A 20,815-nucleotide genomic window follows, 5' to 3' on the forward strand; every position below is an offset into this window, starting at 1 on the left:
GGGCCGCCAGAATCCTCCGCGGACTCTTCCCTCAGCACCTGTCAGAGCAGAACACACATGACCAGCACCGCCTTCGCCCCCATGCCCAACGCCGAGGGCTACTTCGGCCCCTATGGCGGCCAGCTCGTGCCTGCGCACCTCAAGCAGGCCATGGACGACATCGCCAGCGCCTACGCCGAGATCACGCAGCGCGAGGACTTCCAGCAGGAACTGGCGAGCCTGTTCGCCGACTACGTGGGCCGGCCCAGCCCGATCTTCCACGCGCGGCGCCTGTCGGCACAGCTGGGCGGCGCGCAGATCCACCTGAAGCGCGAGGACCTCAACCACACCGGTGCGCACAAGATCAACCACTGCCTGGGCGAGGCGCTGCTGGCCCGTTTCATGGGCAAGAAGAAGGTCATCGCCGAAACCGGCGCCGGCCAGCACGGCGTGGCACTGGCCACGGCCTGCGCGCTGGTGGGCATCCCTTGCGAGATCCACATGGGCCAGGTGGACATCGAGAAGGAACACCCCAACGTGACCAAGATGCGCATTCTGGGCTGCAAGCTGGTCGCGGTCACGCGCGGCGCGGCCACGCTCAAGGAGGCCGTGGACAGCGCGTTCGAGGAGTACCTGAACAACCCGACCGACTACCTTTACGCGATCGGCTCGGTGGTGGGCCCGCACCCGTTCCCGATGATGGTGCGCGACTTCCAGTCCATCGTCGGCCGCGAGGCGCGCGCGCAGTTCCTGGAAAAACACGGCCGGCTGCCCGACCATGTGGCGGCCTGCGTGGGCGGCGGCTCCAACGCCATGGGCATCTTCACGGCCTTCCTGGACGACGCGCAGGTGCACCTGGTCGGCGTGGAACCCTCGGGCGAAGGCACGGACAAGCCCGGCCGCCATGCCGCCACGCTGACCATGGGCAAGCCCGGCGCCATCCACGGCATGGCCTGCTACGTGCTGGAGAACGCCGACGGCGAGCCGGCCGCCGTGCATTCCATCGCCTCGGGCCTGGACTACCCGGGCGTGGGCCCGCAGCACAGCTACCTGAAGGATATCGGCCGCGTGGACTACCAGGCCGCCAGCGACGCGGAGTGCCTGGAGGCCTTCATGACGCTGTCGCGCGTGGAAGGCATCATCCCGGCGCTGGAGAGCGCGCACGCCGTGGCCTGGGCCATGCGCACGGCACCGGGCCTGTCGGCCGACCAGCACATCCTGGTCAACCTGTCCGGCCGCGGCGACAAGGACGCCGACTTCGTGGCGCAGCGCCTGGGGCTCTGAGCCTCACAAGGGGCGCGGCCGCAGCTGCAGCATCAACACGCAGCAGACCAGCGGCAGCGCCAGCAGCACCAGGCCCGCGCAGCCCAGGTTCCAGAGCGTCTGCGGCAAACGGGCGATCGAAAAGGCAAGGGTGGCATCGCGCATGGCCGCATTGTTCGGCCCCGCCCCCTGGCCAATGTGGCGCAACTGTGGCGCGACCTTGGCAGGACTGTGACGCAGGCTCAGCCGGCCAGTGCGGCGCGCATCCTGTCGATCACGCCCTTGTAATCCTTCTGCCCGAAGATGGCGCTGCCGGCCACGAAGGTGTCGGCACCGGCCGCCGCCACGCGGGCGATGTTGTCGGCCTTGATGCCACCGTCCACCTCCAGGCGGATGTCCTTGCCGATGGCGTCGATGCGCTTGCGCACGAGCTCGGTCTTGCGTAGCGCGCTGTCGATGAAGGCCTGGCCGCCGAAACCGGGGTTCACGCTCATGATCAGCACCAGGTCCAGGTCTTCCAGCACCCAGTCCAGCACGTCCAGCGGGGCGGCCGGGTTGAACACCACGCCGGCCTTGCAGCCGGCCGCGCGGATCGCCTGCACGCTGCGGTGCACATGGGTGCTCGCATCGGGGTGGAAGCTGATCAGGTCGGCGCCGGCCTCGGCGAAGGCCGCGGCCAGCGCGTCCACGGGCTGCACCATCAGGTGCACGTCCAGCGGCACGGGCGTGCCATCGGCCCTCTTGCACAGGGGCTTGAGCGCCTTGCAGATCATGGGGCCGAAGGTCAGGTTGGGCACGTAATGGTTGTCCATCACGTCGAAATGGATCCAATCGGCGCCGGCGGCGATGACGTTGGTGACCTCTTCGCCGAGCCGCGTGAAATCGGCGGACAGCAGGGAGGGGGCGATGCGGTAGGCAGGAAGGCTCATGGGGCCGCATTTTCGCCCAGCCGGGTATTGGCTGCGGAGCGCGGTGGGGCGGGTAGGATGCCGGCCATGCCCAAGTACCAGTTCACGGCCGAGGCCCAGCCGCACTACCTGCCGGACCAGTCCTCGCCCGAGCAGGCCGTCTACAGCTTCGCGTACCAGATCACCGTCCACAACCGCGGCGACGTGCCCGCGCAGCTGATCTCGCGCCACTGGATCATCACCGACGGCCACGGCCACACCGAGGAGGTCAAGGGCCTGGGCGTGGTCGGCCAGCAGCCGCTGCTGCGGCCCGGCGAATCCTTCCAGTACACCAGCGGCTGCCGGCTGCACACGCCCACGGGCTCCATGCGCGGCAGCTACTTCTGCGTGGCCGAGGACGGCACGCGCTTCGAGGTCGAGATCCCGGCCTTCATCCTCGACGCCGACACGGGCACTGGCGGCGGCGCACGGGTGCTGCATTGACCCCCCTGCCATGCCCCAAGACATCAACCGCATCCTCGATGCGCTGGACCCGTCGGCGCCGCTCGCGCACCGCCACATCTGGCTGATCCGCGTGCTCGACTGGGTGCGCGGCGACGGCAAGTCCGTTGCAGCCGCCGTCAGCCGCGTGCAGTTCCTCGTCGAAGCGCTCGAAGCCCGCCCCGAGCTGCTGCCGCGCCTGCGCGCCTGGTGGCGCACCATGGTGCTGACGGTGGACTTCTCGGTGCTGCTGGGCGACCACGGCTTCGCGCCGCGCACGGCCTTCGCCAGTGAATTCAACGAACGGCTGCGGCGCAAGCTGCTGCCCGGCACGCCCGAGACCGTGGACGCCTCGGCGCTGTTCTCGCTGGCGTTTCCGCGCCGCATCGATGGCGCCTGGCTGGCCGCGCTCGACGAGCCGCTGCTGCAGCGCCTGGCGGCGCAGCTGTCCGACCCGGACGACCCGCGCACGCCGCCCTGGCAGAGCATCGTGCTCGACGCCATCACCTACTGCGCCGGCCAGATCCAGGCCAACGGCTTCGCGCCCGAACTGCGCCTGCGCATGGGCGAGAAGACGCGTGCCGACCGCGCGTTCCACTTCCTCGTCAGCGACGTGGACCAGCTGGCGCGGGCCGTGCGCCAGACCGCCTCGCAGGAGGCCGTGGATGCGGCCGCCCAGCAGCTGCGCGAGCGGCTGGAGGCCTGCCGCCAGGCCGTGAACGACGTCTACGCGCACCTGGAGGAGAACGGCATCTCGGTCGGCGTGGTGTTCCGGCTGCGCCAGCTGCGCGAGCGCATCGTGCGCGTGCGCGAGCTGCTGGACATGCTGCTGGGCGGCAAGCCGCTGGCCAGCGGCGCGCGCCTGATCGCACGCCTGGCCCAGGCCGAGCAGGACAAGAAGAGCCTGCGCGCGCTGGTCGCGGCCAACTCCTCGCTGCTGGCGGCCAAGGTGGCCGAGCGCAGCGCCGAGACCGGCGAGCACTACATCACGCGCGACGTGCCGGCCTACTTCATGATGCTGCGCAAGGCCGCCGGTGGCGGCTTCCTGACCGGTTTCACGGTGCTGCTCAAGTTCAGCATCATGGCCATCGGCCTGTCGGCGTTCTGGGGCGGCTTCTGGGCTGGTGTGTCCTATGCCGCGAGCTTCGTGCTGATCCAGCTGCTGCACTGCACGCTGGCCACCAAGCAGCCGGCCATGACGGCACCGGCCATGGCGGCCAAGCTCAGGGACCTGAGCGGCGAGGCGGTGACCCGCTTCGTCGACGAGATCACCCACCTCACGCGCTCGCAGGTGGCGGCCGTGCTCGGCAACGTGCTGGTGGTGGTGCCGGCCGTGGTCGGCATCAGCCTGCTCATGCTGCACACGCTGGGCCATCCGATGATCGACGCCCAGGGCGCGCAGTACGTGCTGCATGCGCTGGACCTGCGCGGCCCCACGGCGCTGTTCGCGGCCTTCACGGGCGTGCTGCTGTTCGCCGCCAGCCTGGTCGGCGGCTGGGCCGAGAACTGGTTCGTGCTGCACCGGCTGGATTCGGCGCTGCGCTACAACCCGCGCATCACGCGCCTCCTTGGCGCGGGGCGCGCGGCGCGCTGGGCCGGCTTCATGCGCGAGAACATCTCGGGCCTGGCGTCCAACGTCACGCTGGGCTTCATGTTGGGCCTGGTGCCGGCCTTCCTGGGCTTCTTCGGGATCGCGCTGGACGTGCGCCACGTCACGCTGTCCTCGGGCCAGCTGGCCGCGGCGGCGGCCTCGCTGGGGCCGGCCGTGCTGCGCATGGAGGCCTTCTGGTGGTGCGTGGCCGCGATCCCGGTCATCGGCATGCTCAACGTGGCGGTGAGCTTCTACCTCGCGTTCCGCGTGGCGGCGCGCGCACACAACGTGAGCGGTGTGGACCGCGCGCGCATCTACGCCGCCATCCGCGCGCGGCTGCGGCGCCGGCCGCTGCAATTCTTCCTGCCCGTGCTGCGGCCCGCCGCCACGGACACCCCCGACAACGACACCCCAAGGAGACCCCCATCCGATGCAGGATCTGCTGACCTTCTGGAACGCTGACGGAGCCAGCGCCAGCCTGCCCACGCTGGCCTGGTCCCTGGTGCTGGCCTGCGCGGCCGCGGCCGGCTACCTGGTGCAGCGCCACAGCGGCCTGCCCAAGGTGGCGGGCTACTCGGTGGTTGGCGCCATCGCCGGCTTCTTCGGTTTTGCCGATGCGGCCTGGCCGCTGACCGGCAACGCGCTGTTCCTGCTGGAGATCGCGATCGCCGTGGTGCTGTTCGAAGCCGGCGCGCGCATCTCGCTGCGCTGGTTCCAGCACAACCCCATGGTGCTGGTGCAGTCCCTGGTCGAGACCGTGCTGACCTTCATCGCCGTGTACTGGCTGCTGCGCCAATTCGACCTGGCGCCCATCGCCGCGCAGGCCCTGGCCATCGTGGCGGTGGTGGCCTCGCCCGCCGTGCTCACGCGCGTGGTGATGGACACGCATGCGGCCGGCCCGGTGACCGAGCGCGCCATCGCACTCTCCACGCTGTCCACGCTGTATGCGCTGACCATCGGCAGCGCGCTGGCCGGCCTCATCGAGGCCGGCGAGAACACGGGCGTGCTGGAGACCATCGCACCGCTGTTCAAGCTGCTGGGCCTGTCGCTGGCCGTGGCCGCGCTGCTGGGCCTGGCCATCCGCACGGCACTGCGCGTGATGAGCCCGACCAGCGAGAACACCTCCATGCTGCTGCTCGCGCTGATCGCGGCCAGCACGGCGCTGGCCACGCTGGTGGGCGGCTCGGCCGCGCTGTCGGCGCTGCTGGCCGGCCTCTTGCTCAAGCAACTCAACCCACGGCCCTGGATCTGGCCGCGCCAACTCGGCACGGCAGCCTCGATGCTGACCATGCTGATGTTCGTGCTGGTCTCCACCGTGGCGGCCGGCACGGTCTGGACCGCGGCCGGCGCAGCCCTGGTGCTGGGCGTGGTGGCCGTGCGCCTGCTGGCCAAGGTGCTGGGCACGGTGCTGGCCAGCCCGGGCAGCGGTCTGCGGTTGTCGCAGGCGCTGTGGACGGGCTGCGCGATGTCGCCCATGTCCTCCGTCGCGCTGCTGCTGGCCTCGCAGTTCGCGCTGGCTTCCCAGGCGCACGGCGCGGTCATCACGGGCGTGGCCCTGCCCTGCATCCTGTTGATGGAAGTGGTCGGCGCCGTGATCGCCACGGTGGCGCTGCGGCGCGCCGGCGAGAGCGGGCGCGACCACGCACGCGAGGCCGGCGACAGCGGCCGGGGAGCATTGGAATGACCGCGATTGGCCTGGAACCCTTCGGCCGCTCGGCGGCCCTGTCGCTGGGCGTGGAACTGGAACTGCAGCTCGTCAACACGCACAACTACGACCTTGCGCCCTATGCCGAGGACATGCTGCGCCTGATGGCCGGCCGCCGGCTTCCGGGATCGGTGGTGCCGGAGATGACCTCCAGCATGATCGAGATCTCCACCGGCGTGTGCACCAGCGCCGGCCAGGCGCTGGACGAGCTCACGCAGCTGCGCGACGCGCTCGTCGCCTGCGCCGACAAGCTCAACATCGCCATCCTGGGGGGCGGCACGCACGCCTTCCAGCAATGGCACCAGCAGCGCATCTACGACAAGCCGCGCTTTCGCGAGCTCTCGGCGCTGTACGGCTACCTGTCCAAGCAGTTCACCATCTTCGGTCAGCACGTGCACATCGGCTGCCCCGATGCCGACACCGCGCTGGTCACGCTGCACCAGATGTCGCGCTACATCCCGCATTGCATCGCGCTGTCGGCCTCCTCGCCCTACGTGCAGGGGCAGGACACGGCCTTCGACTCGGCGCGGCTGAACTCGGTGTTCGCGTTCCCGCTGTCGGGCCGCGCGCCGTTCGCGCTGACCTGGGATGCCTTCGAGGACTACTTCGCCAAGATGACGCGCACCGGCGTCGTCAAGAGCATGAAGGACTTCTACTGGGACATCCGGCCCAAGCCCGAGTACGGCACGATCGAGATCCGCGTGTTCGACACGCCGCTCACGGTGCAGCGCGCCGCCGCACTGGCCGCCTACGTGCAGAGCCTGGCCGCCTGGTGCATGCACGACAAGCCCTTCGTACCGACCGACGACGACTACCTGGTCTACACCTACAACCGCTTCCAGGCCTGCCGCTTCGGTCTGGATGCGGTCTACGTGGACCCGGCCACGGGCGAGCACATGGCGCTGCGCGAGCACATCCTGGCCACCATGGACCGCATCGCGCCGCACGCCCGCGAACTCGGCGCCGAGAACGGACTGGCACTGCTGCGCGCCGACGTGCAGGCCAGCCGCAACGACGCGCGCTGGCTGCGCGAGCGGCAGGGTGAGGAGCGGCTGCTGGCCGAAGTCGTGCGCCAGGCCGCCGAGCGCTTCCGAAAAGGCTGACATGGGGGAGTTCGACCTCATCGAGCGCTTCTTCAAGCGGCCTGTGCAGCGCGCTGCGCTGGGCGTGGGCGACGACTGCGCGTTGCTGCAGCCCGCCCCCGGCATGCAGCTGGCCGTCTCCAGCGACATGCTGGTCGAGGGCCGGCACTTCCTGTCCACCGTGGACCCGCGGGCGCTGGGCCACAAGGCGCTGGCCGTGAACCTGTCTGACCTGGCGGCCTGCGGCGCGAAGCCTCTGGCCTTCACGCTGGCACTGGCCCTGCCCGCAGCCGATGCGGCCTGGCTGGGGCCATTCTCCGAAGGCCTGCTCGCGCTGGCCGATGCGCACGGCTGCGAGCTCGTGGGCGGCGACACCACGCGCGGCCCGCTCAACATCTGCATCACCGTGTTCGGCGAAGTCCCGCGCGGCCAGGCCCTGCTGCGCTCGGGCGCGCGGGCCGGCGACGACATCTACGTGAGCGGCACGGTCGGCGATGCGCGGCTCGCGCTCGAGGTGTTCCGCGGCAGCCTGGCCATGCCGCAGCAGGTGTTCACGCAGGCGCGCGCGCGCATGGAGATGCCCACGCCGCGCGTGGCGCTGGGCCTGGCGCTGCGCGGCGTGGCCACGGCGGCCGCGGACGTCAGCGACGGCCTGCTCGGCGACCTCGGCCATGTACTCAAGGCGTCCAGCCTGGGCGCGCGCATCGAGGCACCCGCCGCGCTGGGCCTGATGGGCTGCGCCGACGCCCCCCTCTCACCGGCCCAGCGGCTGGACTTCGCGCTGGCCGGCGGCGACGACTACGAGCTCGTGTTCACGGCGCCGCCGTCGGCGCGCGGTCAGGTCAAGGGCGCGGTCGCCCAGGCCCAGGTGCAGGTCACGCGCATCGGCAGCACCACGGCCGCGCCTGGCGTGCAGGTCGTCGATGCCCAGGGCCAGCCGCTGGACCAGCGCTTCGGCTCCTTCGACCACTTCGGCTGACCCCATGCAACGCCGCCTGCTGCTGCTGGCCCTGCCGCTGGGTGCCGCGGCCTGCACCAGCCCGCCACAGACGCGCGGCAGCGCGCGCGGCGAGCCGGCCTCGGCCGGCGAGGCCGTGCAGTCGGACACCAACCGCATGGCCACGCTGGCCATGCGCGACAACCTGGCCAGCCTGATGCTGCTGGCCGACAAGCTGTACCGGCGCAACCCGGCCGAATGGCGCCGCGCCGGCCAGGCCAGCCGCGAAGCCGCGCTCGACAACCTGGCCGCGGCCATCCGCATGGCCCAGCCCCCGGCCTCGCTGCAGGGCAGGCGCGACATCGCCGCCATGGCGCTGGCACTGCAGCCCGACTTCGTGGGGGACCGCGTGAACGCCTTCGTCTACGCCACGGCCGACATGCTGATCACGGCCCACGGCGGCAAGACCAGCTTCAATCTGCTCGATGGCCTGGAGCCGCAGCTGCTGCACAACGCGGCGCGCAACGTCGAGGCCGCCGCCTGGCTGCTGGCCCAGCGCCGCAACAGCGCCGGCCAGCCCCTGCTGCTGGCCGACGAGATCAACGCCGCGGAGCGCAACCTGAGCTTCGAGCGCGAATTCGGCAAGATCATCGGCCGGCTCGACCTGCTGGCGGCCTACCTGACCGAGAAGCTGCGGCGCGCCGCCATCGGCTATGTGCAGAGCCTGCTGGGCGGCCAGTTCTTCCAGTTCCTGCCGGTGCGCTGAGCCCGCAGGGCGGTGGGCGACAATCCCGCCCCATGTTTGCCCCGCTCCAGAACGACCAGTTCCTGCGCGCCTGCCTGCGCCAGGCCACCGACCACACGCCGATCTGGCTGATGCGCCAGGCGGGCCGCTACCTGCCCGAGTACCGCGCCACGCGCGCCAGGGCCGGCAGCTTCATGGGGCTGGCCACCAACCCGGACTACGCGACCGAGGTCACGCTGCAGCCCCTGGAGCGGTACCCGCTGGACGCCGCCATCCTGTTCAGCGACATCCTGACCGTGCCCGACGCCATGGGCCTGGGCCTGTCGTTCGCGCTGGGCGAAGGCCCGCGCTTCGCCACGCCGGTGCGCGACGAGGCGGCGGTGGCCCAACTCGCGGTGCCGGACATGGACAAGCTGCGCTACGTGTTCGACGCGGTCACCTCCATCCGCCGCGCGCTCAACGGCCGCGTGCCGCTGATCGGCTTTTCCGGCAGCCCCTGGACGCTGGCCTGCTACATGGTGGAAGGCCAGGGCTCGGACGACTACCGCCTGGTCAAGAGCATGCTGTACGGCCGGCCCGACCTCCTGCACCGCATGCTGCAGATCAATGCCACGGCGGTGGCCGCCTACCTGAACGCCCAGATCGAGGCCGGGGCCCAGGCCGTGATGCTGTTCGACAGCTGGGGCGGCGTGTTGGCGGACGGCGCGTTCCAGGAGTTCAGCCTGGCCTACACGCAGCAGGTGCTGCGCCAGCTCAAGACCACGCACGACGGCCAGACCATCCCGCGCATCGTGTTCACCAAGGGTGGCGGCGTCTGGCTGGACCAGATGGCCGAACTCGACTGCGAGGTGCTGGGCCTGGACTGGACCGTGAACCTGGGCCAGGCGCGCGCGCGCGTCGGCAACCGCAAGGCACTGCAGGGCAACCTCGATCCCAACGTGCTGTTCGCGCCGCCGCAGGCTGTGGCCGCCGAGGCCCGCCGCGTGCTGGACAGCTTCGGCCCACCGCACCAGGGCCCGGGGCAGGGGCCGACGCAGATCTTCAACCTGGGCCACGGCATCAGTCAGCACACGCCGCCCGAGCATGTGACAGCCCTGGTGGAAGCCGTCCACAGCCACTCGCGCCAGCTGCGCCACTGACACATTCTTGGGGCTTTGCATACACGTCGCCGGCTGCGAAAGAGTTGGCACCGGCTTCCACTTATGCACAAAAACGGTGATGCGGCGCGGCAGGCCCTGCCTCAGCAGGTACTGCCTTCCTCTCGCGCTGAAATCCATGCAAGTTGTTGATTTATAAAGAATCTGTCTTTTGCATGATTTGCGGGCAATGGACCGCGAAGCCTTGACTGACAAGGGATTGCGAAAGCCCAAGGCCAGCTATCAACAAAGTTATCCACAGATTCCTGGGATGACTTTCAAATAACTTCTGAATCAACAACTTAAGGGCATAACCTTGAGTTCACATCAACAACCCAGGTTAGTGCGCGCCTAGCATGCTTTTCACCGTTTCCGTGGTCGTGCAACTGCCGGCGCACAGTGCGCTGGCCGGCCCGCTGAGCTACAGCTGCGACCAGGCGCTGGAGCCCGGCACGCTGGTGCGGGTGCCGCTGGGCCGGCGCGAAACCCTGGGCGTGGTCTGGGATGCTGCGCCGCAGCCGGAAGGCGCCCAGCTGAAACCCGTGGCCAGCGTGCTGGAAGGCATCGCCCCGCTGGGGGCGGCCTGGCGCCAGCTGGTGGGCTTTGCCGCCGGCTACTACCAGCGTGCGCTGGGCGAGGTGGCGCTGGCCGCACTGCCACCGCAGCTGCGCGAGCTGGACGCCGTGCAATGGCAGCGCCGTCTCCAGCGCAAGAGCCGCAAGGCCGCGGCCGCCGCTGAAGCCCAGGCGCCGCCGCCCGAGCCGACCGAGGAGCAAGCGCAGGCGCTGGCGCGCATCCAGGCCGAGGACGGCCCGTTCCTTTTGTACGGCAGCACCGGCAGCGGCAAAACCGAGGTCTACCTGCGCGCCGTGCAGGAAGCCGTGGTGGCCGATCCGCACGCCCAGGCACTGGTCATGGTGCCCGAGATCAACCTCACGCCGCAGCTGGAGGAGCGCTTCGTGGCCCGCTTCGCGCCAGCATTTGGCCGCCACGCGCTGGTCTCCATGCACAGCGGCATGACGCCCGCCCAGCGCCTGGCCAGCTGGCTCGCGGCCCACACCGGCAGCGCCCGCATCGTGCTGGGCACGCGCATGGCGGTGTTCGCTTCGATGCCGGGGCTGCGTCTGGTCGTCGTCGACGAGGAGCACGATCCCAGCTACAAGCAGCAGGAAGGCGCGCGCTACTCGGCGCGCGATCTGGCCATCTACCGCGGCCGCCTGGAAAGCCGGCACAGCGGCCAGCCCTGCCGCGTGCTGCTGGGTTCGGCCACGCCCTCGCTGGAAAGCTGGCACCACAGCCGCCCGACGGCCGAAGGCGGCAAGTACCAGCGCCTCGCCATGCCCAGCCGCGTCGGCGCCGGCCGGCTGCCGGCCGTGCGCCTGGTGGACATGGGCCAACAGCCGCGCAACACCCAGCTGGCACCGCAGTTGATGGCCGCCATCGGCGCACGCATCGCGCGCGGCGAACAGGCCATGCTGCTGCTGAACCGGCGCGGCTACGCCCCGGTGCTGGCCTGCGGCAGCTGCGACTGGAAGAGCCTGTGCCCGCATTGCAGCGCCTACCGCGTGTTCCACAAGATCGACCGCTCGCTGCGCTGCCACCACTGCGGCTTTGCCGAGCGCGTGCCGCGCGCGTGCCCCGAGTGCGGCGACGTGGACCTGGCACCCGTGGGCCGCGGCACCGAGCGGCTCGAAGAGCATCTCGGGCAGTTGTTCGAGGGCATGGAGCGCCCCGGCGCCGAGGGCGAGGACCGGCGCGTGCGCGTGCTGCGCATCGACGCCGACAGCACGCGCCACAAGGGCGCGCTCGAGGAGCAACTGGCACAGGTGCATGCCGGCGCGGTCGACGTGCTGGTCGGCACGCAGATGATCGCCAAGGGCCACGACTTTCGCCGCATCACGCTGGTGGCCGCCGTGAACCCGGACGGTGCGTTGTTCTCGAGCGACTTCCGAGCGCCCGAGCGCCTGTTCGCGCTGCTCATGCAGGCGGCCGGGCGGGCCGGCCGCGACGCCAGCCAGGGCGCGGCGAGCGAGATGTGGGTCCAGACCGCCCATCCGCAGCACGCACTGTTCGCGGCACTGCGCCGGCACGACTACCCGGCGTTCGCGGACGGTCAGTTGGCCGAGCGCATGCAGGCCGCCATGCCGCCGTTCAGCTTCCAGGCCCTGGTGCGGGCCGATGCGCGCACGCAGCAGGCGGCCCAGGCGTTTCTGACGCAGGCCAGCAGCGCGGCGACGGAGTTGCCAGGCGCCGACCAGGTGCTGGTGTACCCCGCCGTGCCGACCGCAGTGCAGCGCGTGGCCAATGTGGAGCGGGCGCAGATGCTGGTTGAAAGCGCCTCGCGCAGCGCGTTGCAGCAGTTCCTCGCGGCCTGGCAGGCGGTGCTGCACAGCACGCGGCGCGATGGCGGCATCGAGGGCGTGCTGCGCTGGGCCATCGATGTCGACCCGCTGATGGTCTAGGGCCTGTTGACGCTACGGACGTGCCCCCCCCCACCCGTAGCGTCCACAAGCCCTAGACCGCCACGCGGCCGATCAGGTCGCGCGCGAAGCGGTTGCGGTTCGCGGCGAACCACTCGGGCGTGTAACGCGCCGCGATGGTGCGCGCGGCCTCACCCAGGGCCGGCGCGTGCAGCAAACGCCGCAGCGCCTCGCGCGCATTGCATTCGGCAGGATTCCAGAGCGCGGCAGCGCCGCAGGCCGCCACGCGCTGTGCCACCTTGAGCTTCTCGAAATCGGCCGGCAGGATCAGCTGCGGCTTGCCGGCCAGCAGGCAGTGGCTGACCAGCGCGGTCGAGCCCTGGTTGATGACAGCGTCGGCATCCGCCAGCACGCGGCCCAGGTGCAAGGGTTGGCGCAGCACGCGCACCGATGTGTGGCGGTAGCGCGCCAGCATCTCGTCCGGCGCGTCGCGCCAGACGCACAGCGTGACCGCATCCGACAGTTGCAGTTCGTCCAGCAGTGCGCTGGCACCGGCGCCGGTGCGCAGGTGCGCGAACACGCGGCGGCGCTGCCAGCTTTCCGGCCAGGGCGCGTCGACGGTCTCGTGGTGGCTGGCCAGGGGGCCCACCCACAGGCCCTCGTGGCGCGGGCCATAGGGATCGGTTTCGGGAATGCACTCGAACACCCGACGCGGGTGGCGCAGGATCAGGGCCAGCGAACTCGCGTGCGGACCACCGAAGCGCTGCCCGACCTGGGCGATGGTCTCCGACAGCCGCTCCACGCGCTCGGCCGTGCGCTGGCCCAGAGACGATGCGGCGCGCACGCCCGCGTAGGGCGGGCAATCGGGCGGCGGCGCGTCGAAACCATTGGTGAGCTGGAAGGCGGGCAGGCCCAGCAACTGGCTGGTCAGCTGCGCGGCCGGCGCATAGTCCAGCACCACGCATTCGGGCGCCAGCATGTCGATGATGCGGGTCCAGCCATCGACGGCCGCCAACAGCCGGCCCGCATCGCCGAAGCCGCTGGCCAGCAGCACATCGGCAAAGGAGTCGGCGCGAAAGTCCGGGCCGAAGGTCTGTTGCTCCAGCACTGGCGCCTCCTCCCGGCGCTGCGACAGCGCAGCAAGGGCCGGCGCATGGCGCTGGCTGCGCGGCACCACCCAGACCGGCTCGCCGCCTTGCTGTTCCACCATGCGCGCGACGGCCAGCAGCCGCGACAGGCGCCCGAAATTGCGGCCATGCTCCCAGGCCAGCAAGACGCGCGGACGGCGCCGCTCTGCGACCCAGGCGGGGCGTTTCTGGACGGCATCGTCCCCACAAAGCGCAGCTGAGATGGCCATGGCATCCACTCCAGACTCATGTTGTTACATTTATCGAAATGTATGCATTGCATGCAGACAGCACAAGCAGTGCGCGACGGTGAAGCGGCTTTGTGTGAAGTGTTACCGTCCCTGGCCCAGAGCGCGCAGCCAGCCCAGGCCCGCGCTGGTTCCGCTCGCAGGTCGGTATTCACAACCGACCCAGCCCGCATAGTCCAGTGCGTCCAGCACGCCGAAGAGGTGTGGGTAGTTCAGCTCGCCCGTGTCGGGTTCGTGGCGCGCCGGCACGCCGGCGATCTGGATGTGCCCCACGCGCCCGGTCGGCAGGTAGCGGCGCAGCTTGGTCTCCAGGTCGCCTTCGACGATCTGGCAGTGGTACAGGTCCATCTGCACCGCCAGACCGGCGCCGCCCACGGCTTCGACGACGGCATGCGCCTGGTCCTGGCGCTGCAGGAAGTAGCCGGGCATGTCGCGGCCGTTGATGGGTTCGATCAGCACCGTGCGGCCGGCCGCCTGCGCCTCACCTGCGGCCCAGGACAGGTTGGCGCAATAGGTATCGTGCATGCGTGCGCGGTCGGCGTCGGGCGCCACCAGGCCCGCCATCACGTGCAGGCGCGGGCATTGCAGCGCCTCGGCATAGGCCAGCGCGCGCGCGAAGCCGCTGCGGAATTCCTGCTCGCGGCCCGGCAATGCGGCGATGCCGCGCTCGCCCGCCGCGAAGTCGCCGGGCGGCGCGTTGAACAGCACCTGCGACAGGCCGGCACCGTGCAGCCGCGCGGCGATCTCGCCGGCCGCGAATGCATAGGGGAACAGGAACTCGACGCCGCGAAAGCCGTCCTGTGCCGCTGCCGCGAAGCGGTCCAGGAAATCGTGCTCGTTGTACATCATGCTGAGGTTGGCGGCGAAGCGGGGCATAGGGTGTCTCCAATGGAAATCGTGGCGCGCGTCTTGTACCACTGGCCGGCCTCGGCTTAACAGCGGCGGCGCTGCACCGCATAATGGCGCCCCAGGACGGACCGCCCTACGGCCACGCACTGGCTGCGCCAAGGGCCCGCCCTGCCGCCGCAATGCAAGAACACCGCCCATCGTCCATCCTGTCCGGCCCCTTCGCGGGCCAGCCCAGCCGTCGACTGCAGCCCCGCAACGCGCTGCGCTGGCCGGTCACCATCCTGGTCTCCGGAGGCAACGAACGCCGCGGCACGACCGTGGATCTCAGCGCCGAGGGCCTGTCGCTCTCCACCGACCGGCCGATCGCGCCGGGCTCGCGCTGCACGCTGCTGCTGCGCCCCAGGCCCGACGAAGACTGGCTCAAGCTGGAGGTCAAAGCGGTGTACTCGTCCTATACAGCGCCGGGTGACTTCCGCATCGGCATGGCCTTCCTGCCGCAGGACGCAGAGGGCCGAGACCGGCTGCGCGCCGTCGCCACGGCTCGCGCCTGAGAAGGCTGCGGCCTCGCGCCCGGCGTCTACGCGGGTGCTTGCGGCAGGCGCACCACGGCGTCCAGCCCCAGCACCTGCCCGTCCGCGGCGAGGCGGTTGTCCAGCGCGATCTCGCCCTCCAGCGTCTGCACGATCTCGCGGCAGATCGCCAGGCCCAGACCCGAGCCACGCGCCACGTCGCCCGCCGCGAACGGCGTGAACAGGCGCTGGCGCAGTTCGGCCGAGATGCCCGGCCCGCCGTCGGCCACGCGCAGCAGCGCCGACCCGGCCTGCGGCCGCACCTGCACCAGCAGCGCTGCCCCGGGCGGGCTCAGGCGAATGGCGTTGTGCAGCAGGTTGCGCGTGAGTTCCTGCAGCATCCAGCGGTGCGCCCGCACCGGCGTGGGCTGCACCTCGAGCGAGAAGTCCAGGCCCTTGTCGGCCAGCAGCGGCGACAGGTCCAGCGCCACGTCGCGCACCGCCTCGGCCAGGTCGATGCGTTCGAACTCGGGCCGCTGGCGCAGCTGCTCCACCTTGGCCAGCGACAGCATCTGGTTGGCCAGCACGGTGGCGCGTTCGACGGTGGCGCCGATCTCGGCCAGCGCCTGCGGCGCCGGTGCGTCGCCGCGCCGGGCCGATTGCACCTGGGTCTTGAGCACGGCCAGGGGCGTGCGCAATTGATGGGCCGCATCGCGCACGAAGCGCTTCTGGTGGTCCAGCAGGCGCTGCAGCCGGTCCATGACGGCGGTCATCGCGTCGATGAGCGGCGCCAGCTCGCGCGGCGCATCGGGCGCCCGGATCGGCGACAGGTCGTCGGCCGCGCGCGCCTCGATGGCCTGGCCCAGCGCGCGCACCGGTCGCGTGGCGCGCTGCACCACGAACACGGTGGCGCCGGCCACCACGGCCAGCAGCAGCAGCTGGCGCCACAGCATGTCCAGCAGCAGCCGGCGCGCCAGCGTCTCGCGCAGTTCCAGCGTCTCGGCCACCTGCACCACCGCCATGCCGCGGCCGCGCTCGCTGGCCACGGGCTGCAGCAGCACGGCCACGCGCACCGGCAGGTTGCGGAAGCGGTCGTCGTAGAAGTCCACCAGCGCCGCATAGGGCGGGCGCGCCGGCAGCTGGCCGCGCCAGAACGGCAGCTCGGCGAAGCCCGAGATCATCTCGCCGTCGCGGCGCGAGACGCGGTAGTACATGCGGCTCTGGTTGTCGGCCTCGAAGGCCTCCAGCGCCGAGAACGGCACGGTGGCGCGCAGTTCGGCCAGCTCGTCATAGCCCTGCACGTCGAGCTGCTCGCCGATGGTCTTGGCCGAGGCCAGCAGCGTGCGGTCGTAGGCCGTGGTGGCGGCCGCCAGCGCCTGGCGGTAGACGCTGATGCTGTTGAGCACGATGAACAGCGTGAGCGGCAGCAACAGGCCCAGCAGCAGCCGGAAACGCAGCGAGGTGCGGGCCATCAATCGGGCTTGAGCAGGTAGCCCAGGCCGCGCAGCGTGACCAGGCTGGCGCCGCTGCCGGCCAGCTTCTTGCGCAGCCGGTAGGCCACGACCTCGATGGCCTCGGCCTGCACCTCGGCCTCGCCCGGGAACACCAGCGCGAACAGGCGCTCCTTGGCCACGGCGTGGCCGGGCCTGGCCATCAGCGCCCGCAGCAGCGCGGCCTCGCGCGGCGTGAGTTCCAGCACCTCGCCCCGCAGGTAGATCGCGCCGCTGGCCGGGTCCAGCCGCAGCGCGCCGACCTCGGGCACGGGCTCGTCCGCACCGCCCTGGCGCCGGCGCAGCGCACGCAGCCGCGCTTCCAGCTCGTCCAGGTCGAAGGGCTTGGGCAGGTAGTCGTCGGCACCGGCGTTCAGGCCCAGCACGCGGTCGCCCACGGTGCCGCGCGCGGTCAGCAGCAGCACGGGTGTGCGCAGGCCGGCGGCACGCGCATCGGCCAGCACCTGCAGGCCGTCGCGGCCAGGCAGGCTCAGGTCCAGCGCGACCACGTCGGGGGCCAAAGCCTGCCATTGCGCGAGCGCCGCAGCGCCATCACCGCAGACGCGCACGTCGATCTGCTTGCGGCCCAGCGCACGCTGCAGCGTGGCCTGCATCGCGGGATCGTCTTCGACCAGCAGCAGCTTCATGGTTCTCGGTGTTTACCCCAGGCCGGTGGACAGCCAACTGACAGGAGCGCGGCGCATCATAGCCACGCCGTCAGCTTCCGGTCAGCCCATGGCCGGCCGCTTCTTTCACACACCCAACAGGAGACGCAAGCATGCGCCGCGACACCTTCCTCAAGTCCCTCGCCGCCCTCGCCGCCACGGGCGCCCTGCCCCTGCACGCGCTGGCCGCGCCCAACGTCAAGATGCTGATCCCCGCGAACCCGGGCGGCGGCTGGGACATCACCGGCCGTGCGCTTGGCAAGGCGCTCATGGATTCCAAGGCCGCCGACACGGTGAGCTTCGACAACAAGGGTGGCGCGGCCGGCGCGCTGGGCCTGGCCCAGTTCATCAACGGCTCCAAGAACGACGCCAACGCGCTCATGGTCATGGGCGCCGTGATGCTGGGCGGCATCATCACCGGCAAGCCGCCCGTGAACCTGTCGCAGGCCACGCCCATCGCCCGCCTGATCAGCGAATACAACGTCTTCGTGCTGCCGGCCAACTCGCCGTTCAAGACCATGGCCGACGTGGTGGCCCAGCTCAAGAAGGACCCCGGCAGCGTCAAATGGGGCGGCGGCTCGCGCGGCGCCACCGAGCACATCGCGGCGGCCATGATCGCCAGCCGCGTCGGCGTCGACCCCTCCAAGATCAACTACGTGGCCTTCCGTGGCGGCGGCGAGGCCACGGCCGCCATTCTGGGCGGCAACGTGAGCATCGGCGGCAGCGGCATGAGCGAGTTCGCGCCCTACATCGCCGACGGCAAGATGCGCGCCATCGGCGTCACCTCCGAGCAGCGCCTGCCCGGCGTCAACGTGCCCACGCTCAAGGAGCAGGGCATCGACGTGGTGATCGGCAACTGGCGCGGCGTCTACGGCGCGCCAGGCCTGTCGGCGCCGCAGCGCAAGGCGCTGACCGACATGGTGCTGACCGCGGTGAAGAGCGCATCCTGGCAGGAGGCGCTCAAGAAGAACGACTGGACTCCAGCCGTGCTCGCCGGCCCCGAGTTCGACAAGTTCGTCGACGACGAGTTCGCCTCGCTGCGCGCCATCATGGCCAAGTCCGGGATGGTCTGAGCCATGGCGGTGAGCGATCAACGCGGCCCGCAGACGCTGGTCGCCCTGGGCGTGCTGCTGACCGGCCTGGCCATGGGCTGGGGCGCGCTGGGCATCTCCTCGGACGCCGGCTACGGCGGCGTGGGCCCCAACTTCCTGCCCATGCTGTGCGCGGGCGCGCTGACGCTGTGCGGCGCCTTCCTGCTCTGGGAGGCGCGCAGCGGCGGATTCCGCGACATGGGGGACGACGCCGACCTGCCGCCGCCGAACTGGAGCGGCCTGGCCTGGATCTCGGCCGGCCTGCTGCTCAATGCGGCGCTGATCGAGCACCTGGGCTTCATCCTGGGCTGCACGCTGTGCTACGTGCTGGCCGTGCAGGGTCTGCGCCGCGCGGCCGGTCAGCCCGTGGCGGGCAGCGCGCGCACCTGGGCGACGGACCTCGTCACGGGCCTGCTGATCTCCGCGCCCGTGTACTGGATGTTCACGAAATTCCTGGCGATCAACCTGCCGGGCCTGACGGACACGGGCTGGATCTGACATGGACATCTTCAACGCCCTTCTGCAAGGCTTCAGCCAGGCCATCACCGTCAGCAACCTGCTGTGGTGCCTGGTCGGCTGCGCGCTCGGCACCGCCGTCGGCGTGCTGCCCGGCATCGGCCCGGCCGTGGCCGTGGCCATGCTGCTGCCCATCACGGGCAAGGTCGAGGTCACGGCCTCGATGATCTTCTTCGCCGGCATCTACTACGGTGCGATGTACGGCGGCTCCACCACCTCCATCCTGCTCAACACGCCGGGCGAGACCGCCTCCATGGTCACGGCACTGGAGGGCAACAAGATGGCCAAGAGCGGGCGTGCCGGCGCGGCGCTGGCGACGGCGGCGATCGGCTCCTTCGTGGCCGGCACCATCGCCACCATCGTCGTGACGCTGTTCGCGCCCAGCGTGGCCGAGTTCGCGGTCAAGCTCGGCCCGCCCGAGTACTTCATGCTCATGCTGCTGGCCTTCACCACCGTCAGCGCGGTGCTGGGCCAGAGCACGCTGCGCGGCATGGCCTCGCTGTTCATCGGCCTGGCCATCGGCTGCGTGGGCCTGGACCAGATCTCGGGCCAGGGCCGCTACGTGGGCAACATCCCCGAGTTGCTGGACGGCATCGAGATCGTGCTGGTGGCAGTGGGCCTGTTCGCGGTGGCCGAGGTGCTCTACGCCGTGCTGTACGAGGGCCGCGTCGTCGAGTCGCAGAACAAGCTCAGCCGCGTGCACATGAGCGCGCGCGACTGGAAGCGCTCGGTCCCGGCCTGGCTGCGCGGCACGGCCATCGGCACGCCCTTCGGCTGCATCCCTGCCGGCGGCACCGAGATCCCGACCTTCCTGTCCTACGCCACCGAGAAGAAGCTGGCCAAGGATCCGGCCGACAGGGCCGAGTTCGGCACCAAGGGCGCCATCGAAGGCGTGGCCGGCCCCGAGGCCGCCAACAACGCCACCGTGACGGCCGCGCTGATCCCGCTGCTGACGCTGGGCATCCCCACCAGCAACACCACGGCGATCCTGCTCGGCGCGTTCCAGAACTACGGCATCCAGCCCGGCCCACAGCTGTTCACCACCTCGGCCGCGCTGGTCTGGGCGCTGATCGCCTCGCTCTACATCGGCAACCTCATGCTGCTGGTGCTGAACCTGCCGCTGGTGGGCCTGTGGGTCAAGCTGCTCAAGATCCCCAAGCCGCAGCTGTACGCGGGCATCCTGATCTTCTCGACCGTGGGTGCCTACGGCATGCGCCAGAGCGCGTTCGACCTGTTCCTGCTGTTCGGCATCGGCCTCTTGGGCGTGGTGATGCGGCGCTACGCCTTCCCCACCGCGCCCGTGGTGGTCGGCATGATCCTGGGCCCGCTGGCCGAGGCGCAGCTGCGCAACGCCGTGTCCATCGGCGAAGGCAGCGCCATGGTGTTCCTGCAGCGGCCCATGTCGCTGGCGCTGCTGGTCGTGGTGCTGGCCGTGCTGGTGCTGCCGCGCGTGGTGCAGTGGATGGGGCGGCGCAAGGCGGCCTGAAATCCCCGCTCTCGCTGCGGGAAAAGCCGGCACCGTGCCCCCTGGCGGGCGTACGCTGCCGGCTTTTCCTTTTCCCAAGGAGCGAATGATGGAGACCAATCAACTGCACCGGGGCCGGCTGATCGACCACATCCAGCTGGTGGTACGCGACCTCGACGCCAGCCGGCGCTTCTACACCGCCGTGTTCGCGGTGCTGGAGATCCCGCTGGGCGGCACGGCCGAGGACTACTTCTGGGCCGACGAGCTGTTCGTCTCGACCGCCAGCAGCGAGGCAGCCCAGGGCGAGCTGACAGGACGCCACCACCTGGCCTTCCAGGCCAAGGACCGCGCCACCGTCGACGCCTTCCACAAGGCGGCACTGGCCCATGGCGGCCGCGACAACGGCGGCCCCGGCGAGCGGCCCTACCACCCGGGCTACTACGGCGCCTTCGTACTCGACCCGGACGGCAACAACATCGAGGCCGTGTTCCACGGCGAGGCGCAGCGCAACGTGCCCTCGGTGGTCGTCACGTTCTAGACAGGAACCGCGGGTTCCCACGGACTTGCATACCGTACCTCAGCGCTGACACTCGCAGCCCGCTGGCGCTG

Annotated in this window: 20 protein-coding genes; 14 read left to right on the forward strand and 6 right to left on the reverse strand. The window is 70.6% G+C overall.

Annotated features, from left to right (window positions below; genetic code table 11):
- Window positions 1-57: 57 nt before the first annotated feature.
- The gene (gene trpB / locus ASF45_RS00115; protein ID WP_056655058.1) at window positions 58-1,263 is read left to right on the forward strand and encodes a tryptophan synthase subunit beta; all 1,206 of its coding nucleotides are present in this window, start codon (window positions 58-60) and stop codon (window positions 1,261-1,263) included.
- A gap of 3 nt (window positions 1,264-1,266) precedes the next feature.
- On the opposite strand, the gene ASF45_RS34920 is transcribed toward trpB, so the two are convergent.
- On the reverse strand, window positions 1,267-1,407 hold the full coding sequence (locus ASF45_RS34920; RefSeq protein ID WP_156472749.1) for a hypothetical protein: 141 nt from the start codon (window positions 1,405-1,407) through the stop codon (window positions 1,267-1,269).
- Between the two features lie 77 nt (window positions 1,408-1,484).
- Window positions 1,485-2,171 (reverse strand): ribulose-phosphate 3-epimerase, encoded by a 687-nt coding sequence (gene rpe, locus ASF45_RS00120; protein ID WP_056655061.1) that lies wholly within the window; start codon window positions 2,169-2,171, stop codon window positions 1,485-1,487.
- Between the two features lie 66 nt (window positions 2,172-2,237).
- Between rpe and apaG the strand changes: the two genes are divergently transcribed.
- The 8 genes from apaG (at window position 2,238) to priA (ending at window position 12,288) form a co-directional block, all read left to right on the forward strand.
- Complete coding sequence (gene apaG / locus ASF45_RS00125; RefSeq protein ID WP_056657313.1) at window positions 2,238-2,633, forward strand: Co2+/Mg2+ efflux protein ApaG; 396 nt, start codon at window positions 2,238-2,240, stop codon at window positions 2,631-2,633.
- 10 nt (window positions 2,634-2,643) lie between these two features.
- A complete protein-coding gene (locus ASF45_RS00130; RefSeq protein WP_063887551.1) occupies window positions 2,644-4,683 on the forward strand; it encodes a site-specific recombinase in 2,040 nt (679 codons plus the stop codon).
- Window positions 4,652-5,905 (forward strand): cation:proton antiporter, encoded by a 1,254-nt coding sequence (locus ASF45_RS00135; RefSeq protein ID WP_056657316.1) that lies wholly within the window; start codon window positions 4,652-4,654, stop codon window positions 5,903-5,905. Before ASF45_RS00130 ends, ASF45_RS00135 begins: the two co-directional genes overlap by 32 nt.
- A 5-nt stretch (window positions 5,906-5,910) precedes the next feature.
- Window positions 5,911-7,029 carry a YbdK family carboxylate-amine ligase gene (locus ASF45_RS00140; protein WP_056657319.1) on the forward strand — a complete coding sequence of 373 codons (1,119 nt, stop codon included), beginning with the start codon at window positions 5,911-5,913 and terminating at the stop codon, window positions 7,027-7,029.
- 1 nt (window position 7,030) lies between these two features.
- Window positions 7,031-7,987, forward strand: coding sequence for a thiamine-phosphate kinase (gene thiL, locus ASF45_RS00145; RefSeq protein WP_056655064.1), 957 nt, complete (start codon window positions 7,031-7,033; stop codon window positions 7,985-7,987).
- Between the two features lie 4 nt (window positions 7,988-7,991).
- Entirely contained in the window at window positions 7,992-8,711 is a 720-nt protein-coding gene (locus ASF45_RS00150; RefSeq protein WP_056655067.1) for a hypothetical protein, read from the forward strand.
- A 32-nt stretch (window positions 8,712-8,743) separates the two neighbouring features.
- On the forward strand, window positions 8,744-9,829 hold the full coding sequence (gene hemE / locus ASF45_RS00155; protein WP_056655070.1) for a uroporphyrinogen decarboxylase: 1,086 nt from the start codon (window positions 8,744-8,746) through the stop codon (window positions 9,827-9,829).
- A gap of 353 nt (window positions 9,830-10,182) precedes the next feature.
- Window positions 10,183-12,288, forward strand: a complete 2,106-nt coding sequence (gene priA, locus ASF45_RS00160) for a primosomal protein N' (RefSeq protein ID WP_056655073.1) — start codon at window positions 10,183-10,185, stop codon at window positions 12,286-12,288.
- Between the two features lie 52 nt (window positions 12,289-12,340).
- Here priA and ASF45_RS00165 read toward each other — a convergent pair whose 3' ends face one another.
- Both ASF45_RS00165 and otnI read right to left on the reverse strand, forming a co-directional pair.
- Window positions 12,341-13,603, reverse strand: coding sequence for a glycosyltransferase (locus tag ASF45_RS00165; RefSeq protein ID WP_156472753.1), 1,263 nt, complete (start codon window positions 13,601-13,603; stop codon window positions 12,341-12,343).
- 102 nt (window positions 13,604-13,705) lie between these two features.
- Window positions 13,706-14,497, reverse strand: coding sequence for a 2-oxo-tetronate isomerase (gene otnI / locus ASF45_RS00170; RefSeq protein ID WP_056655078.1), 792 nt, complete (start codon window positions 14,495-14,497; stop codon window positions 13,706-13,708).
- Between the two features lie 152 nt (window positions 14,498-14,649).
- Between otnI and ASF45_RS00175 the strand changes: the two genes are divergently transcribed.
- A complete protein-coding gene (locus tag ASF45_RS00175; RefSeq protein WP_056655079.1) occupies window positions 14,650-15,021 on the forward strand; it encodes a PilZ domain-containing protein in 372 nt (123 codons plus the stop codon).
- 26 nt (window positions 15,022-15,047) lie between these two features.
- Here the strand turns inward: ASF45_RS00175 and ASF45_RS00180 are convergent, their stop codons facing one another.
- Both ASF45_RS00180 and ASF45_RS00185 read right to left on the reverse strand, forming a co-directional pair.
- On the reverse strand, window positions 15,048-16,451 hold the full coding sequence (locus ASF45_RS00180; protein WP_056655083.1) for a sensor histidine kinase: 1,404 nt from the start codon (window positions 16,449-16,451) through the stop codon (window positions 15,048-15,050).
- Window positions 16,451-17,116 (reverse strand): response regulator transcription factor, encoded by a 666-nt coding sequence (locus ASF45_RS00185; protein ID WP_056655086.1) that lies wholly within the window; start codon window positions 17,114-17,116, stop codon window positions 16,451-16,453. Before ASF45_RS00185 ends, ASF45_RS00180 begins: the two co-directional genes overlap by 1 nt.
- 131 nt (window positions 17,117-17,247) lie before the next feature.
- On the opposite strand from ASF45_RS00185, the gene ASF45_RS00190 reads away from it, so the two are divergent.
- The 4 genes from ASF45_RS00190 to ASF45_RS00205 all read left to right on the forward strand — a co-directional run bounded on the left by ASF45_RS00190 (window position 17,248) and on the right by ASF45_RS00205 (window position 20,744).
- Window positions 17,248-18,207 (forward strand): tripartite tricarboxylate transporter substrate binding protein, encoded by a 960-nt coding sequence (locus tag ASF45_RS00190; protein ID WP_056655090.1) that lies wholly within the window; start codon window positions 17,248-17,250, stop codon window positions 18,205-18,207.
- A gap of 9 nt (window positions 18,208-18,216) precedes the next feature.
- The gene (locus ASF45_RS00195) at window positions 18,217-18,723 is read left to right on the forward strand and encodes a tripartite tricarboxylate transporter TctB family protein (protein WP_369802087.1); all 507 of its coding nucleotides are present in this window, start codon (window positions 18,217-18,219) and stop codon (window positions 18,721-18,723) included.
- A 1-nt stretch (window position 18,724) separates the two neighbouring features.
- Entirely contained in the window at window positions 18,725-20,227 is a 1,503-nt protein-coding gene (locus ASF45_RS00200) for a tripartite tricarboxylate transporter permease (RefSeq protein WP_056655095.1), read from the forward strand.
- An 88-nt stretch (window positions 20,228-20,315) separates the two neighbouring features.
- Entirely contained in the window at window positions 20,316-20,744 is a 429-nt protein-coding gene (locus tag ASF45_RS00205) for a VOC family protein (protein WP_056657323.1), read from the forward strand.
- Window positions 20,745-20,815: the final 71 nt, after the last annotated feature.

It is taken from the genome of Pseudorhodoferax sp. Leaf265, from assembly GCF_001422365.1.
In the GTDB taxonomy this organism is placed as follows: Bacteria; Pseudomonadota; Gammaproteobacteria; order Burkholderiales; family Burkholderiaceae_C; genus Pseudorhodoferax.